We start from the raw sequence: 16476 nt of genomic DNA, 5'->3' as shown, positions 1-16476 counted from the left end.
GAGCGCCGACCGCCGCAACCGGACCGCGTAGGCCGACCCGCTGAGACCCCCTGAGCCGAACCGGCGCATCACCTAGCACCAGCCCGCCCGAAATCTTGGCCCCAAGGCGCTCTCAGCGGGCCGCTCTAGCGGCCTCTATCGATACGCCTGCTCTATCCAGCAACCGACCCTCGCCAGGCGAGAACGCCCACCACCGGCGCTCTCAACCCGACGGAACAACGGGGAGAAGCCGTGCCCACGCCAGAAAACCGGGTCGTCCTGACCATCGAAGAAGCCGCCCACCGACTCGGCATCGGCCGTACCACCATGTACGCCCTTATCAAGACCGGCCAAATCCGCACCGTCACCATCGGCCGTCTCCGCCGTGTACCGACCTTCTGCCTCGACGAGTACGTGCGCAACCTGCTCGCCGAGCCCACGCCCCTCGACCACGCCGCCTGACCAAAGGAGCATGACGGATGGGACGCAAGCCAAACGGCGCATCGAGCATCTACAAGGGCGGTGACGGCTACTGGCACGGCCGCGTGACGGTCGGAGTGAAGGACAACGGAAAGCCGGACCGGCGGCACGTCCAGGCGAAGACCGAGGCCGAGGTGATCCGCAAGGTTCGCGCGCTGGAACGCGAGCGCGACCACGGAACGGTGCGGAAGTCGGGGCAGCGCTGGACGGTCGAGAAGTGGCTGATGCACTGGGTCGAGAACATCGCCGGCCCGGTGGTCCGTACGAACACCCTCGACGGCTACCGGGTGGCCGTCCGTCGGCATTTGATCCCCGGCGTGGGCGCCCACCGCCTCGACCGCCTAGAGCCTGAGAACCTGGAGAAGCTGTATGCCCGGATGATGGCCAACGGCAGCGCGGCCGGCACCGCCCACCAGGCGCACCGAACCATCCGTACGGCGCTCGGAGAGGCGGTGCGCCGCGGGCACCTCGCGCGGAATCCCGCCGCGCTGGCCAAGCCGCCCCGCCTCCCGGATTCCGAGGTGCAGCCGTACTCCGTGCCGGAGGTACAGGCGATCCTTCGCGCGGCAGCTTCGCGGAGGAACAGCGCACGGTGGGCCGTAGCGCTCGCCCTCGGGTTGCGCCAGGGCGAGGCGCTCGGCCTGAAATGGCCGGACGTGGATCTGGACAACGGGACGCTCACCGTGCGGCGAGCGCTTCTCCGGCCGAAATGGCGGCACGGCTGCGACGGAGGGTGCGAACAGAAGCTGCCCGGCCAGTGCCCCGACCGGGTGAATGGACGGCCGGTAGCGGCGGACACCAAATCGCGCGCCGGCCGCCGCTCCATCGGCCTGCCCGATGCCCTGATCGACCTTCTACGGCAGCACCGAAAGGAACAGGACACCGAGAGGGAAACCGCCGCCCAGCTCTGGCGCGATGAGGGCTGGGTATTCGCCTCCCCGACCGGCGAGGCGATCCACCAGGCTACGGACTACGACGAGTGGAAGCGGCTACTCAAGCTCGCCGGAGTGCGGGACGGACGGTTGCACGACGCCCGGCACACCGCCGCCACCGTGCTCCTGGTCCTCGGTGTCTCCGGTCGCGCGGTGATGGGCATCATGGGCTGGTCGAACTCAGCGATGGCCGTTCGGTACCAGCACATGACCGATCAGGTGCGCCGGGACATCGCACAGCAGCTCGGCGGACTGCTCTGGGGCGAAAAGGGCTAAGGGATTGACGGTTGGGGCTGGTACGCGCCAGCCCCAACCGTGCACGTCAGGGCCGAACGCGGTCGGCAGGTCCTACGCGTGGAGGAACAACCGCGCCGTGCTTATCTCGGTTGTTCTTGCGCTCTCGGACTTCGTGATAACGGTATACGTCCGAGGCGGCGTAGATTGGCCCTGTAGGCGTTCTCGCTAGAGGCTGAGGAAAGTCGGGCTGCTGGGATAGCTGTTGCGCTCTCTGGCGCGAAACACCCAGCGCTAGAGCTATTTCCGACAGTGCCATCACAGGCGGGATGGGCTCAGGGAGCCTCTCTGGATGGGTCAATACGGAGATTGCAGGATGTTCAGGTCCAATTCGTTCCTGGATGTCCATGAGTAGGGCCCACGATTTCAACACAGCCTCTTGTGGTGCGATGCATTTGACTCGCAGGCTGACGATTACGGTTGGTCCTGACGCACGCTCTACCTCTGCGAGGCTTGCTTTGAGTCGAAGAGCCGCGGTCCGTATGGCGGCCAAAGCGGATGGAATGCGCTCGTACTCCGCCTTGATGATCCAGTATGTTGCCACGGGCGTCCTCCACTGGCAGGCACCTGCCTATTCGGAAATCCAATGATTCAAAAAGCCGTGAAGCACGGGGACTGTGGCGGCTGAGAGGACAATGTCACCGTTGTAGTGATGTACTGCGGCAGCCCCGGCCAGGCATGTGGCGCTGATGACGAAGCGCCGCACTGTAATCGTTCGCCGTATCGCCTGGTTCGTTTCTTCTGCCGCGGGTTCCATCTCGGGGTCGGTTGGGAGTATTCTCATAGCGGCTCCTTCATCTACTTGCTGTGGGTTGGAGCATGGCGGCGCCCGAGGGACAGCTCGGGCGCCGCTGCCATTGTCGGATTCAGGGGCTGCGGCATGTCGCACAGGCTGTGCGATAGGGCTCTAATGAGCCCCGGGGAATAAGTGCTTGCCTCGCCAGGCGCCTTGTCGACGACAAGTAATGGGCTTGTCGCCGACAAGAGCAGACGGAGTCACTCGGCGTTGCGATCGTGGCCCCAGGTCGGACCCGGTGAGGCTGAGCCGTCAGGTTGGCTGGCCGGCGAACAGGGAGCGAGCTGCGGATGCCGGGAGCTCGTACGCCCTGCTGTCACCCGCGACAGGGTGAGACGAGACGGACTGAGACGAAAACTGAGACGAGGGTGGCGCTGCGGACGACCAAGGGCCGGTCCCCAGCGGGGCCGGCCCTGTCGTTCGTGCTGCTCAGCGAGCGGAGGATACGAGATTCGAACTCGTGAGGGTGTAAACCCAACACGCTTTCCAAGCGTGCGCCCTAGGCCTCTAGGCGAATCCTCCGCGAGCCAGGATACAGGCCGCCGCCGGCCGGGCCACCCCACCACCCCCTGAAGATCGACGGGCGGTCGGGTAGGGTTGGTGGCACCTCCCGTGCGGCGGTATCTCGTGAACCTCCCCAGGGCCGGAAGGCAGCAAGGATAAGCGAGCTCTGCCGGGTGCACGGGAGGCCTTTCTGTCTGTGGCCCGGTTGATCCACTCCAGGTCGCCGATCTGGGGCTGTCCCGGGCGCCGCGACACCGCCCTGTCGCCGACATCGAGTCGATCAAGCCAACCGGGCCGAGCGGCGCGCGCAACGATCCGGCGGGGTGGGTGGTCACCCGGGGCGGACCGGCGCAGAATGGCTCGGTCGAGAGGAGGCGGGACGAGTGGCACTGGCGCTCTACCGCAAGTACCGGCCGCGCAGCTTCGCCGAGATGATCGGCCAGGAGCAGGTCACCGAGCCGCTGTCACAGGCGCTGCGCAGCGGGCGGCTCAACCACGCCTACCTCTTCTCCGGCCCCCGTGGCTGCGGCAAGACGTCCAGCGCCCGGATCCTGGCCCGCTCGCTCAACTGTGAGCAGGGCCCCACTCCCGAGCCGTGTGGGCAGTGCGAGTCCTGCCGCTCGCTGGCCCCCGACGGCAGCGGGTCGATCGACGTCATCGAGATCGACGCGGCCAGCCACGGCGGCGTCGACGACGCCCGTGAGCTGCGCGAGAAGGCGTTCTTCGCGCCGGCCCGCAGCCGCTTCAAGATCTATATCATCGACGAGGCGCACATGGTCTCGTCGGCCGGCTTCAACGCCCTGCTCAAGCTGGTCGAGGAGCCGCCGGAGTACGTCAAGTTCATCTTCGCCACCACCGAGCCCGAGAAGGTCCTCGGCACGATCAAGTCGCGGACCCACCACTACCCGTTCCGGCTGTTCCCGCCGAAGGTGGTCCGCCCCTACCTGGAGCAGCTCACCGAGGCGGAGGGGGTCACCGTCGAGCCGGCGGTCTTCCCCCTGGTGGTGCGCGCCGGTGGCGGCAGTATGCGGGACAGCCTCTCTGTGCTCGACCAGCTCATCGCCGGCGCCGGCCCGGAGGGGGTCAGTTACGCCCGGGCCGCCGCGCTGCTCGGCGTGACCGACTCGGCGCTGATCGACGAGATGTGCGACGCGCTGGCCGCCGGGGACGGCGCCGCCGCCTACGCCACCGTCGACCGGGTCGCCGAGGCCGGGCACGACCTGCGCCGGTTCGCCTCCGACCTGCTGGAACGGATGCGCGACCTGATCGTGCTCCAGCAGGTACCGGACGCCGCCACCAAGGGCCTGATCGACGGCCCGGCCGACCAGATCGAGCGGATGGCCGCGCAGGCCCAGCAGCTCGGCCCGGGCACCCTGTCCCGCTGCGCCGACATCGTGCACAACGGCCTGGTCGAGATGCGCGGCACCACCGCGCCCCGGCTGCTGCTCGAGCTGATCTGCGCCCGGATGCTCCTCCCCGGCGCCGACGACACCACGGGCGGCCTGCTCCAGCGCCTGGAGCGCATGGAGCGCCGGCTCACCCTGGCCGGCACCGACGCGCCGACCGCCGCCGGCTCCGGGCCGGCCACCCCCACCTCCGGGGTACGCCAGGAGCCTTCCGCCCAGCCCGCGGCTGCCGCCGCGCCGCACCCGGAGACCGCCGGCACGCCGGCGGCTGCCGGTGCGTTGACCGGGGCGGCCGCCGCCCGCGCCGCCGCCACGGTCGCCGGCGCCCGTTCCACCGCGCCCGCCCCGGGCTCGGCCAGCCGGTCCCCGGGCGCTCCCGCCCCGGTGGCCGGAGCCCAGGCCGGGCACGGCTCGGACCACGCCGTCCCCAGCGCGGGCCATGGCATCCCCGGCGCGGGCCACATCGTCGCCGGCGCGGACCACGGTGCGGGCCACGGTGCCCCGAGCACGGGCCACGCTGCCGCCGGCGTGGGCCACGGCGCCGCCGCGCCCGGATCGGAACGTGCGGTCCCCGGCGGAGACCGCACCGCCGCCGCGCCCGGTTCGGAGCCCGCCACCTCCGGCGCGGACCACGCCACCCCCGCCCGCCGGCCGGTGCCACCGTCCGCGGTGATGGCCGACCCGGCCACCCCCGAGCCGCCGCGTCCCGGTGCCGCCCCGGCCGGCGCGCTGGACGCCGTCGCGGTCCGCCGCGTCTGGCCGGACATCGTCGCCAAGGTCAACCGGATCAAGAAGCCGGCCGCCGCGCTGATGCGCGACGCGGTGGTCCGCGACGTGGACGGCGACACCCTGGTACTGACCGTGAAGTCGCCGGTGCTCGCCCAGATGATGGGCAACCACACGTCGGTGCTGGTCGAGGCGCTGTACGAGGAGTTCGGCGGTCGCTGGCAGATCCGCTGCGAGGTGGCGGGTGAGCGAGGCGCCGCTTCGCTCGCCGGGCCGCCCCCCGCGGCGACGGCCCCGCCCCGCCCCGCCCCGTCGGCGCCGGCCGCACTCACCTCGCCGGCCGCACCGACTTCACAGGCTGCACCGACTTCGCCGGCAGCGGCGACTTCGTCTGCGCCGGGCGCGCCGACTTCGCCGGCTGCGGCGACTTCACAGGCTGCGGCGACTTCGCGGGCTGCGGCGACTTCGTCCGCGCCGGCCGCGCCGACTTCACCGCCTGCGGCGACTTCGCGGGCTGCGGCGACTTCGCCGAGCGCGCCGACGAGCGCGGCCCCGGCCCGTTCCGCAACCACCTCGCCGGCCGGCCCGACGTCCGGCGCGGGCGGCGCCCGAGGCGGCGCGTCCACCGGTGGGCGTGCGGCCGGAAACGGTTCGGCTGGTCCCGGTCTGGCTGGTGCCGGTTCGGCCGGCGGCGGTCCGGCTGGTTCCGGTCCGGTTGGAGTCGGTCCGGCCGGCGGCGGTTCGGCTGGTTCCGCTGCGCCTGGCGACGACGAGGAGGACTGGCCGGAGCCGGCTCGCCCCGGCGGAGCCTCGTCCGGCCCGGACGACCGAGGCAGCACGAGCGACACCGGCAGCACGAGTGACCCGGGCGAGGACTGGCCGGAGCCGGCCCGCCTGGGCGGCCCTCCGGCGGATGCGCCGGCCGGACCGTCCGATCGTCCGGCCGCACAGACCAGCGCCTCGGCGGGCCCGGCCGGTCGGCCGAGCGGCGCGGCGTCCGGCGGACCGGCGTCGGCCGCCCCGCGCCAGGCCGGGAACGGCAGCGCCCCGGTGAGCAGCGCCATCGCGGCCGCCCGGGCCGCGGCGGCGGGCCGCGGGCCGCGTCCGACCCAACCGGCCCGGCAGACCGCGGACAGCGACTGGGCGGGCGAACCGCCGTACGACCCGGACTACGACGGGCCGGTCCGTCCCGGCGGTGGGCGGCCGTCGGCCCCGTCGGCCGCGACCCCGGTCTACGAGGGGTTCGACCCCGGTGACGAGCCGCTGGACGACGTGATCGACGAGAAGACGGCCCGGGAGTCCAGCGAGGCGCAGGCGGTACGGCTTCTCCGCGAGGCATTCGGCGCCGAAAAGATCAACGAAGTGGACGCCCGCTAACCCACCCGCCCCACCCACCCCACCCCGCTCCACGTCGCCCGCCACCCCACCCCCCGCCGTGGTCGATCATGCAGTTGTGGTGCCCGAAAGATGCCGTTACGCACCTTTCGTCCACCACCACAACTGCATGATCGACGGGGCGGGGCGGGGCGGGGCGGGGCGGGGGCGGGGGCCGCGCCGGGGCGAGGGCGGGGCGAGGGCGGGGCGCGCCGGGGCGGGGCGAGGGCCAGGGCGGGCGGGGGTCTGGAGGTTAGGGGCGTCGGGCGGGGAGGCCGTGGGGGTGGGCTTCGGCTAGGAGTTGGGGCGGGGCGGTGTTGATGCGGGCGTGTAGCTGGAAATGGCGGGCGTCCAGCAGGTCCGGCTCGAAGAGCAGGTGCGCGACGGGCGCGTCGGCGTCGGCCGCGGCGGCCAGCCGGTCGAGTTCGGTGCTCACCCGGGCCCACTCGTCGGCCTGCACGTACTGCCGCATCACCGAGTGCCACACCACGGTGAGCGTGCCGGGCCGTGGGTCGATCCCGGCCAGGAAGTCGGCCGCCCCCATCGCCGTCATCCGGGCGGGCACCCGCCGGGCCAGCGTCAGCGCCCCGGCCAGCCGGGCGGCCCGGTCGGTGTGCTCCGGCCAGACGTACGCCCGCAGCGCCAGCGCGCCGTCCTCGCTGGTCGGATCGAGCGGGGTGAGGTCGCAGCCGAGTCGCTCCAGCACGGTCAGCTCCGGGTACGCCGCCGCCGCGGCGCGCAGCCAGTCGGGGGTGCCGTCGCGCCAGGCGTCCGGCAGCCGCACCGGGGAGTCGGCCGGCCCCCAGGCCCAGCCTGGCGCCTCGACGCGGAACAGGTCGGCGCGCAGGTTGAGCCCGGCGCTCGCGCCCAGCTCGACCAGCCGCACCGGCCGCCCGCCCACCTCGCCGAGGGCGTGGAGCAGGCCCGCGACCAGCAGGTTGGCCCGGCCCACCTCGTTGGTCTGCGGCGGGCGGCGCAACCAGTCCCGTACCGTGTCGCGCTGGGTGGCGACCACCGCGCGGAACGCGTCCCAGCAGGCGTCGGCGTCGCCCGGCGCCTGCCGCCCGCCGGCGCTGGGATAGAAGGCGGCCAGCTCGGGCGCCCGCCCGGTGAGCACCAGGGCGTGCACCCCACCGAGCAGTCGCAGCGGGACCGCCGCGCCGAACGGGGCGTCCAGGTAGCCGGCGAGCACCTCGGCGAACAGCCCGCCGGCGCGGACGTCCGCGGCCGTCCGCGACAGCAGGTCGGCGTATCGGCCGGCGGCCATGGCTGCGCAGGCCCGGGCCTGTCGTTCCAGGCTGGTCGCGGCGTGCTCGACGGTCATCCGGTGCCCCCTCGCTCTCGGTTCCCGTGATCGTCCGTCCGGCGCGCGGCGGGCGGAAGCACCGGGCGGGGCGAGCCTGCTCACAACGGATAGGCTGAGCGGCGGCCGAGCAGACGAGTGCGAGAAGGAGCCATCGTGCGCCCAGGTGGACAGCCGAACATGCAGCAGATGCTGAAGCAGGCGCAGAAGATGCAGCAGCAGATCGCCAAGGCGCAGGCCGAGCTGGCCGAGGCCGAGCTGACCGGCACCGCGGGTGGCGGCCTGGTCACCGCGACGGTCGCCGGCTCGGGCGAGCTCAAGGCGATCAAGATCGACCCGAAGGCGGTCGACCCGGACGACGTCGAGACGCTGGAGGACCTGGTCGTCGCGGCCGTGCACAACGCCGCCGAGGCGGCGCGGGAGCTGACCGAGCGGAAGATGGGCCCGGTAACCGGCGGCATGGGCGGCCTCGGCCTGCCCGGTTTCTGAGCGGCAGATGTACGAAGGCGCCATCCAGGACCTGATCGACGAGCTGGGGCGGTTGCCGGGCGTTGGCCCGAAGAGCGCCCAGCGGATCGCGTTCCACGTCCTGTCGGCCGACCCCGCCGACGTCAACCGGCTGGCCGGCGCGCTGCGCAAGGTCAAGGAGCTGGTCCGGTTCTGCACCACCTGCTACAACGTCGCCGAGTCCGAGCAGTGCCGGATCTGCCGCGACCCGCGCCGCACCAACGAGGTGCTCTGCGTGGTTGAGGAGCCGAAGGACGTGGTGGCGATCGAGCGGACCGGTGAGTTCCGCGGTCGCTACCACGTGCTCGGTGGCGCGATCAATCCGCTGGAGGGGATCGGGCCCGACAACCTGCGCATCCGCGAGCTGATGACCCGGCTCAGCGGCGGCGAGATCCGCGAGCTGATCCTGGCCACCGACCCGAACACCGAGGGCGAGGCGACCGCCACCTACCTCGCGCTGATGGTCAAGCCGATGGGCATCTCGGTGACCCGGTTGGCCAGTGGCCTGCCGGTCGGCGGCGACCTGGAGTACGCCGACGAGATCACCCTCGGGCGGGCTTTCGAGGGGCGTCGGGCGGTCTGACGACCAGCGTGCGTTGATCTGACACCTGACGCCCCGACCGGCGGGATCGACGTAACAGTTTGGCATCGTGAACACCGAATCCTCGGATTTGCCCGGTGTTCACCTTCGAATCGACGGCCAAACCCCGGCAAAGACACGATCCGATACCAACCGTCCATGCCACGGTTTCCGCACGGTCGTAACGGGAGCTATGGTCACCGCCATCGGTGACCCCTGTCACCACGTTGTCCGTACCCCCAAGGACGAGGTGAAGCACATGCGTGCACCCAGGCCGAAGGTCGCGTTAGCGGCCGTCGCGGTCGCGGCCCTCGCGGTAGCAGGCTGCGCCGAGAGCAACCGCGATGACAGTTCCGGCGGTAGCAAGAAGGACACCCTCGTCTTCGGCGTCGCCGGAGACCCGAAGGTGCTCGACCCCAGCTTCGCCAGCGACGGTGAGTCGCTGCGTGTGGCCCGCCAGGTGTTCGAGACCCTGGTCCGCCCGGAGGAGGGCGGCACCAAGGTGACGCCCGGCCTGGCCGAGACCTGGACGCCGGATGCTGCCGGCACCACCTGGACGTTCAAGCTCCGTTCCGGCGTGAAGTTCCACGACGGCACGGACTTCAACGCCGAGGCCGTCTGCTACAACTTCAACCGCTGGTACAACGGCAAGGGCCTCATGCAGAGCCCCGACGTGACCGCGTACTGGCAGGACGTCATGGGCGGCTTCGCCAAGAACGAGGACCCGGAGCTGCCGCCGAGCCTCTTCAAGTCCTGCACCGCCAAGGACGCGACCACTGTCGACCTGGCCTTCACCCGGGTCTCCAGCAAGATCCCGGCCGCGCTGATGCTGCCGTCGTTCTCCATCCACAGCCCGAAGGCGCTGGAGCAGTACGACGCCAGCAACGTGGGTGGCACCGCCGAGGACATCAAGTACCCGGCGTACGCCACCGAGCACCCGACCGGCACCGGTCCGTTCAAGTTCAAGTCCTGGGATGTCGCGAACAAGACGCTGACCCTGGAGCGGAACGACGACTACGCCGGCACGAAGGCCAAGCTGAAGACCCTCATCTTCAAGACCATCTCGGACGAGAACGCGCGTAAGCAGGCGCTGCGCTCGGGCGACATCCAGGGTTACGACCTGGTCGGCCCGGCCGACGTCAAGCCGCTGGGTGACGAGGGCTTCAACGTCCTCACCCGTCCGGCGTTCAACGTGCTCTACCTGGCGATCAACCAGAAGGGCAACCCGAAGCTCGCCGACATCCGGGTCCGGCAGGCCATCGCGTACGCGCTGAACCGGCAGGCCCTGGTCGACTCGAAGCTGCCCCCGGGCGCCAAGGTCGCGATGAACTTCATGCCCGACACCGTCGAGGGCTGGAACGGCGACGTCACCAAGTACGACTACAACCCGGAGAAGGCCAAGCAGCTGCTGGCCGAGGCCGGCGCGTCGAACCTGACCTTGAAGTTCCACTACCCGACCGAGGTCACCCGGCCGTACATGCCGAGCCCGAAGGACATCTTCGAGCTGCTCTCGGCCGACCTGCAGGCGGTGGGCATCAAGGTCGAGGCCATCCCGCTGAAGTGGAGCCCGGACTACCTGAACGCCACCACCTCCGGGGCCAAGCACGACATCCACTTCCTCGGCTGGACCGGTGACTACGGCGACGCCTACAACTTCATCGGCACCTTCTTCGACCGGCCGAAGGACGAGTGGGGCTTCACCAACAAGGCCCTCTTCGACCAGTTCAAGGACGCCGACACCACCGCCGACCAGGCGGCCCGGACCGAGAAGTACAAGGCCCTCAACAAGGCCGTGATGGACTTCCTGCCGGGTGTGCCGATCTCGCACTCGCCGCCGGCGATCGTGTTCGGCAAGGACGTGATCGGGATCAAGGCCAGCCCGCTCACCGACGAGCGCTACGCCAGCGCCGAGTTCAAGTCCTGACCTGACGCAAGGAACGCGGGCGGGCGCTGGATCCTCAGCGCCCGCCCGCAACCCTCCGCACCCCCTCCGAGGCTGCCCGTGTTCCGGTTCATCGTCAGACGCCTGCTTCAGCTGATACCGACGCTGTTCGGGCTCTCCCTCCTGCTCTTCATCTGGCTCCGGCGCCTGCCCGGCGGCCCCGAGACCGCCATCCTGGGCGAGCGCGGGACGCCCGAGATGCGCGCCGCGATCCGCCGCAACATGGGCCTGGACGAGCCGATCCTGGTGCAGTACGGCCGGTTCGTCCGACGGCTGATCCGGCTGGACCTCGGCACCTCCACCTCGACCAAGCGCTCCGTGGTCACCGAGTTCGTCGAGCGCTTCCCGGGCACCGTCGAGCTGACCGTCATGGCGATGGTGATCGCGATCGGCATCGGTATCCCGCTGGGCTACCTGGCCGCTCGCCGTCGGGGCCGGTTCCTCGACCACGCCTCGGTCGGCGGCTCGCTGATCGGCATCTGCATCCCGGTCTTCTTCCTGGCGTACGTGCTCAAGGCGATCTTCTCGGAGAACCTGCACTGGTTCCCCTCCACCGGACGGCAGGACCCGACCATCGGCGCCACCCGGGTCACCAACTTCTTCGTCCTCGATGGACTGATGACCCGGGAGTGGGACGCCGCCGCCGACGCGCTCTGGCACCTCGTGCTTCCGGGCATCGCGCTGGCCAGCATCCCGCTGGCGATCATCGTCCGGATCACCCGGGCGAGCGTGCTGGAGGTGCTCAACGAGGACTTTGTCCGGACCGCCGAGGCCAAGGGCCTGACCGAGCGGACCGTCCGGGGCCGGCACGTGCTGCGCAACTCGCTGCTGCCGGTGGTCACCTCGATCGGCCTGCTCACCGGCGGCCTGCTCTCCGGCGCGGTACTGACCGAGACCGTCTTCGCCTACGGCGGCATCGGGGCCTTCATCTACGAAGCGATCAGCCAACGTGACTATCCGGTGCTGATGGGCTTCATCCTGATCATCGCGGTGGTGTACGTGCTGGTGAATCTCCTGGTCGACCTCTCCTACAGCCTGATCGACCCGAGGGTGAGGGTCCGATGACCATCACCACCGGTAAGAAGCGGGAAAAGATCGACCGGCTTGGTGAGCTGGCCGCCGTCCGCGACGACGAGCAGGGCGTCAGCCTGTGGCGGGAGGCGTTCCGGCGGCTGCGCCGCAACCCGGCGGCGATCGCCGGCGCGGTCATCCTGGCGCTGTTCCTGCTGGTCGCCATCGTCGGCCCGTTCTTCGCCCCGCACCCCGCGGACGCCCAGCTCTGGAAGGGCGAGGTCCGCCTCGGCGACTTCCCCGGGCCGCGGGCCGAGAACTGGTTCGGAACCGACCACATCGGTCGGGACGAGTTCAGCCGCATGATCGTGGGCGCCCGGCAGACGCTGCTGGTCGGCGTGATCTCGACGCTGATCGGTCTCGCCGTCGGCTCGTTCATCGGCGGCGTCGCCGGCGCCGCGGCCGGTCTGGGTGGCCGGTGGGGCCGGAGCCTCGACAACGTGCTGATGCGCTTCGTCGACATGCTGCTGGCGATGCCGAGCCTGCTGCTGGCGATCAGCATCGCCGCCATCCTCGGGGCCGGGCTCACCACGGTGATGATCGCCGTCGGTGTGGTGTCGGTGCCGGTCTTCGCCCGGCTGCTACGCGGTTCGATGATCGCCCAGGCGAACAGCGACTACGTGCTGGCCGCCACGTCGCTCGGGGTGAAGAAGCCGAAGATCGCGCTGACCCACGTGGTGCCGAACTCGCTCGCCCCGGTCATCGTGCAGGCCACGCTGACCCTGGCCACCGCGATCATCGAGGCCGCGGCGCTCTCCTTCCTCGGCCTGGGCAACAACGACGCCTCGATCCCCGAGTGGGGGGTCATGCTCGCCGACGCGCAGCAGTACCTCGACACCGCTCCCCGGCTGGCGATCCTGCCGGCCCTCGCCATCATCATCACCGCGCTGGGCTTCACGCTGCTCGGCGAGGCGATGCGCGAGGCCCTCGACCCGAAGCTGCGGAAGTAGTGCCGTGAGCGCGAGGAGAGAGCCTTCGAGCCCCGCAGTCGCGAACGAAAGGCCAGCACAGGTGAGCGCGAGGAGAGAGCTCGCGAGCCCCGCAGTCGCGAATGAAAGGCCAGCACAGCATGGCACTCCTTGAAGTTGACGACCTCTCGGTCACGTTCGCCCGACGTGGTCAGCGCACCGTGAACGCCGTGGACGGGGTCTCGTTCTCCGTCGACGCCGGCGAGGTGGTCGGTCTGGTCGGCGAGTCCGGGTGCGGCAAGAGCGTCACCTCGCTGGCGATCATGGGCCTGCTGCCGAAGCAGCCGGGCCTGCGGGTCGGCGGCAAGGCGGTCTTCGACGGCACGGACCTGCTCCAGCTGGACGACCGGTCCCGGCGGGACATCCGTGGCCGGGACATCGCCATGATCTTCCAGGACCCGCTCTCCTCGCTGAACCCGGTGATCCCGATCGGATTGCAGGTCACCGAGGTGCTGGCGCGGCACCGGGGGATGAAGGGCGAGGCGGCGGCCAAGGAGGCGGCGGCGCTGCTAGACCGGGTCGGTATCCCGGACCCGAAGCGCCGGCTCAAGGAGTACCCGCACCAGCTCTCCGGCGGCATGCGGCAGCGCGCGTTGATCGCCATGGCGGTGGCCTGCCAGCCTCGGCTGCTCATCGCCGACGAGCCGACCACCGCGTTGGACGTCACCATCCAGGCGCAGATCCTGGAGCTGCTCAAGGAGTTGGTCCGCGACTCGGGCACCGCCCTTGTGATGATCACGCACGACCTGGGCGTGGTGGCCGGCATGTGCGACACCATCAACGTGCTCTACGCCGGGCGGGTGGTGGAGACGGCCCGCCGTCGTCCGCTCTTCCGCGAGCCGCGCCACCCGTACACCGTGGGTCTGCTCGGTTCGGTGCCGCGCCTGGACGCCGGGCGCGGCGAGCGGCTCATCCCCATCCCCGGCTCGGTCCGCGACGTGCTGCCCTGGCCGGACGGCTGCGCCTTCGCCCCGCGCTGCGCCCGGCGGATCGACGAGTGCGTCGGGGAGCCGCCGGAGCTGGTGCTGGCCCACGACGGCCGCAGCTACCGGTGTGTCAACCCGGCCCCGGTGCCCGGCTCGGTGCCGCCCGGTGCGACGCTCGGCCCGGACGCCCCCGCCGCACCGGCGGCCGCACCGGCCGACCCGGCCACCGCACCGGCGGATCCGGCGACCGCACCGGCCCAGGTGCCCGCCCCGCGCGAGGAGGAATCAGCATGAGCGACAGCGACATCCTCGTCGAGGTACGCGACCTGAAGGTGCACTTCCCGATCCGGCGGGGGGTGCTCTTCGACCGGACCGTCGGCCATGTGAAGGCGGTCGACGGGGTCGACCTGAGCATCCCGCGGGGTAAGACCTACGGGCTGGTGGGCGAGTCTGGCTGCGGCAAGTCCACGTTGGGCCGGGCGCTGCTCCAGCTGACCCCGCCCACCGACGGCGAGGTGAGCTTCGACGGCGTCGAGCTGACCAAGCTGGCACCGGGCAAGCTCCGGTCGATGCGTCGCCGGATGCAGATGATTTTCCAGGACCCGATGTCCAGCCTGGACCCCCGGCAGAACGTCGAGTCGATCCTGACCGAGGGGTTGCAGACGCACGGCATCGGCGCCGACCGCAACGAGCGTCGCAAGATCATCGGCGAGACGCTGGACGCGGTCGGGCTGCCCCGCTGGGCGCTCTCCCGCTATCCGCACGAGTTCTCCGGCGGTCAGCGGCAGCGCATCGGCATCGCCCGCGCGGTGGTGCTCGGGCCGGAGCTGATCGTCGCCGACGAGCCGGTCTCCGCGCTGGACGTGTCGATCCAGGCCCAGGTGGTCAACCTGCTGGACGAACTCCAGGACAGTCTCGGCTTGACCTACCTGGTGATCGCGCACGACCTCGCGGTGGTGCGGCACATCTCCGACACGGTCGGCGTGATGTACCTGGGCGCGCTGGTCGAGGAGGCGCCCAGCGACCGGCTCTACACCGAGCCGCTGCACCCGTACACGCGGGCGCTGATGTCGGCGGTGCCGGTGCCGGACCCGGACGTCGAGGACCGCCGGGAGCGGATCCTGCTCGCCGGTGACCTGCCGTCGCCGGCGAACCCGCCGTCCGGCTGCCGGTTCCACACCCGCTGCCCGTGGGCGCAGCCGACCCGGTGCGCCGACGAGCGGCCGGCGCTGCGGGACATCGGCGGCAGCCGGGTGGCCTGCCACTGGGCGGAGCAGATCGCCAGCGGCGAGCTGCGACCGCACAAGGTCAGCGTCCAGATCGTCCGTCCGGAGGGCGAGGGGGAGACCCCGGGGGTCGTCTCCGCGCCCAGCGAGCCCGGCTCGTACGTCTGATCCCGACCTCGGGACTGCGCGACATGCCGCAGCGTCATGATCATGATGCTGCGGCATGTCGCCGTTCAGCAGCAATGTGCTCCGACGTTCAGCGGCGGCCCGGCGCGGAGCGGCGCTCAGCCCTCGGGACGGTGCAGCAGGCCGACCGCGATGCCGTGCACCGCGTCCAGACCGGCCGGGTCGGCCAGGGCGGCGCTGCCACCGGTGACCGTGTACCACTCGTCGGCGTCCTTGTACTGCACCCGCAGGGTGACGCGGCCATCAGCCCACTCGGCGCGCAGGGTCAGCTCGCCGGTGACCACGCCGACCTCGTCGGTCATCACCCCGCCCGGTCCGGGCACGACGTCGGCCGTCCGGCTCTGCGGTCCGGCGGCCGGGGCGGCGCCGCTGCCGGCGTCCGCCTGCATGCCGGCGCCGGGCACCGCGGCGGCGGCCCCCGACGGCCCGTCGGCGTTCATACCGGCACCCGGCGTCGCGGCCGGTGCTCCGCCGTCCGCGTTCATGCCGGCGGTGCCGGGCTCGCCGGCGCTGGTCTCCGGCCCGGTCACGGCTTGCTCGCCCATGTGCAGCCCTCCAACATGTCGGTCAGGGCGGCCTTCTCGGCGCTGGTCACCGTCAGCCGCCAGTGGTGCTTGACCGTCACCCAGTGCTCGGCGTACTGGCACCAGTACGACCGGTTCGCCGGTTTCCACTGCGACGGGTCCTGGTCACCCTTTGCCCGGTTGGAGGAGGCGGAAACCGCGATGAGCTGCGGTCTCGTCGTGTCGTTGGCGAAATCGCCGCGCTTCGCGTCGTCCCACTCGTCGGCGCCGGAGCGCCACGCGTTGGCCAGCGGCACCATGTGGTCGATGTCCACGTCGGACGGATCGGTGAAGGCGCGCCCGTCGTAGACGCTCTCCCAGCGGCCGCCCACCACGTTGCAGCCGGAGAGCTTGATGTTCTTCCCGTCCCGCTTCAGCACGGTGTCCCGCACGTCGCAGTTGGTGCCGGTGTCCCGCCAGTGCGGGAAGCGTTCCCGGCTGTAGCCCTTCATCGACCCGGCGCCGGCCACGGTCAGCTCGCCGAGCTGCTCGACGGCGTTGCCGCCGTCGCTCGTCGGCGCCGGCTCCGGCTCGTCCACCGGCACACAGCCGGCCGCGGCGAACGTCAGCGCCGCGGCCGCCGCGGCCACGAGCACCGCGCGCGGTCCTGATCTGGTACGCACAGACGACACCCTTCCAGCTTGCGCGCTTCCGGCGATCCCGCACAGTACCCGGACATGGTTTCGGCGTTTCGTGGCGTCTCCCAGATAGTG

The 16476-nt window shown here is 71.2% G+C and carries 13 protein-coding genes, 1 tRNA gene and 1 other RNA gene; 11 read left to right on the top strand and 4 right to left on the bottom strand.

Annotation, left to right across the window (positions count from 1 at the left end; genetic code table 11):
- The first annotated feature begins 231 nt into the window (after positions 1 to 231).
- Both ACIBBA_RS03315 and ACIBBA_RS03310 read left to right on the top strand, forming a co-directional pair.
- Positions 232 to 441 carry a helix-turn-helix domain-containing protein gene (locus ACIBBA_RS03315; protein WP_363843788.1) on the top strand — a complete coding sequence of 70 codons (210 nt, stop codon included), beginning with the start codon at positions 232 to 234 and terminating at the stop codon, positions 439 to 441.
- A gap of 17 nt (positions 442 to 458) precedes the next feature.
- Positions 459 to 1667, top strand: a complete 1209-nt coding sequence (locus ACIBBA_RS03310) for a tyrosine-type recombinase/integrase (RefSeq protein WP_396693251.1) — start codon at positions 459 to 461, stop codon at positions 1665 to 1667.
- A 1251-nt stretch (positions 1668 to 2918) separates the two neighbouring features.
- Here the strand turns inward: ACIBBA_RS03310 and ACIBBA_RS03305 are convergent.
- A tRNA-Ser gene (locus tag ACIBBA_RS03305) sits at positions 2919 to 3003 on the bottom strand.
- A gap of 82 nt (positions 3004 to 3085) precedes the next feature.
- Here ACIBBA_RS03305 and ffs point away from each other — a divergent pair.
- Both ffs and ACIBBA_RS03295 read left to right on the top strand, forming a co-directional pair.
- Positions 3086 to 3175: signal recognition particle sRNA small type (ffs, locus tag ACIBBA_RS03300), an RNA gene on the top strand.
- Between the two features lie 193 nt (positions 3176 to 3368).
- Positions 3369 to 6494, top strand: coding sequence for a DNA polymerase III subunit gamma and tau (locus ACIBBA_RS03295; protein ID WP_396693249.1), 3126 nt, complete (start codon positions 3369 to 3371; stop codon positions 6492 to 6494).
- A 250-nt stretch (positions 6495 to 6744) separates the two neighbouring features.
- Here the strand turns inward: ACIBBA_RS03295 and ACIBBA_RS03290 are convergent, their stop codons facing one another.
- On the bottom strand, positions 6745 to 7815 hold the full coding sequence (locus ACIBBA_RS03290; protein WP_396693247.1) for a DUF2332 domain-containing protein: 1071 nt from the start codon (positions 7813 to 7815) through the stop codon (positions 6745 to 6747).
- Between the two features lie 159 nt (positions 7816 to 7974).
- Here ACIBBA_RS03290 and ACIBBA_RS03285 point away from each other — a divergent pair, with 159 nt between their 5' ends.
- From ACIBBA_RS03285 to ACIBBA_RS03255, 7 genes are all read left to right on the top strand, one after another.
- The gene (locus ACIBBA_RS03285) at positions 7975 to 8283 is read left to right on the top strand and encodes a YbaB/EbfC family nucleoid-associated protein (RefSeq protein WP_350873672.1); all 309 of its coding nucleotides are present in this window, start codon (positions 7975 to 7977) and stop codon (positions 8281 to 8283) included.
- A gap of 7 nt (positions 8284 to 8290) precedes the next feature.
- The gene (recR, locus tag ACIBBA_RS03280) at positions 8291 to 8884 is read left to right on the top strand and encodes a recombination mediator RecR (RefSeq protein ID WP_396693245.1); all 594 of its coding nucleotides are present in this window, start codon (positions 8291 to 8293) and stop codon (positions 8882 to 8884) included.
- Positions 8885 to 9140: 256 nt separating this feature from the next.
- Positions 9141 to 10805 (top strand): ABC transporter substrate-binding protein, encoded by a 1665-nt coding sequence (locus ACIBBA_RS03275; protein ID WP_396693243.1) that lies wholly within the window; start codon positions 9141 to 9143, stop codon positions 10803 to 10805.
- Between the two features lie 78 nt (positions 10806 to 10883).
- Positions 10884 to 11888, top strand: a complete 1005-nt coding sequence (locus ACIBBA_RS03270) for an ABC transporter permease (protein ID WP_350873610.1) — start codon at positions 10884 to 10886, stop codon at positions 11886 to 11888.
- Positions 11885 to 12844, top strand: coding sequence for an ABC transporter permease (locus ACIBBA_RS03265; protein WP_350873609.1), 960 nt, complete (start codon positions 11885 to 11887; stop codon positions 12842 to 12844). Before ACIBBA_RS03270 ends, ACIBBA_RS03265 begins: the two co-directional genes overlap by 4 nt.
- A gap of 119 nt (positions 12845 to 12963) precedes the next feature.
- The gene (locus tag ACIBBA_RS03260; protein ID WP_396693240.1) at positions 12964 to 14082 is read left to right on the top strand and encodes an ABC transporter ATP-binding protein; all 1119 of its coding nucleotides are present in this window, start codon (positions 12964 to 12966) and stop codon (positions 14080 to 14082) included.
- Positions 14079 to 15182, top strand: a complete 1104-nt coding sequence (locus tag ACIBBA_RS03255) for an oligopeptide/dipeptide ABC transporter ATP-binding protein (protein WP_350873607.1) — start codon at positions 14079 to 14081, stop codon at positions 15180 to 15182. Before ACIBBA_RS03260 ends, ACIBBA_RS03255 begins: the two co-directional genes overlap by 4 nt.
- Positions 15183 to 15298: 116 nt before the next feature.
- Here ACIBBA_RS03255 and ACIBBA_RS03250 read toward each other — a convergent pair whose 3' ends face one another.
- The gene (locus ACIBBA_RS03250; RefSeq protein ID WP_396693238.1) at positions 15299 to 15745 is read right to left on the bottom strand and encodes a hypothetical protein; all 447 of its coding nucleotides are present in this window, start codon (positions 15743 to 15745) and stop codon (positions 15299 to 15301) included.
- Positions 15727 to 16386: an HNH endonuclease family protein gene (locus tag ACIBBA_RS03245; protein ID WP_350873605.1), complete on the bottom strand. Its 660-nt coding sequence runs from the start codon at positions 16384 to 16386 to the stop codon at positions 15727 to 15729. The genes ACIBBA_RS03250 and ACIBBA_RS03245 overlap by 19 nt, the downstream gene beginning before the upstream one ends.
- Positions 16387 to 16476: the final 90 nt, after the last annotated feature.

The sequence above is a fragment of the Micromonospora sp. NPDC051006 genome, assembly GCF_044456245.1.
GTDB lineage: Bacteria > Actinomycetota > Actinomycetes > Mycobacteriales > Micromonosporaceae > Micromonospora.
This window is presented reverse-complemented; position numbering and strand designations above follow the sequence as displayed.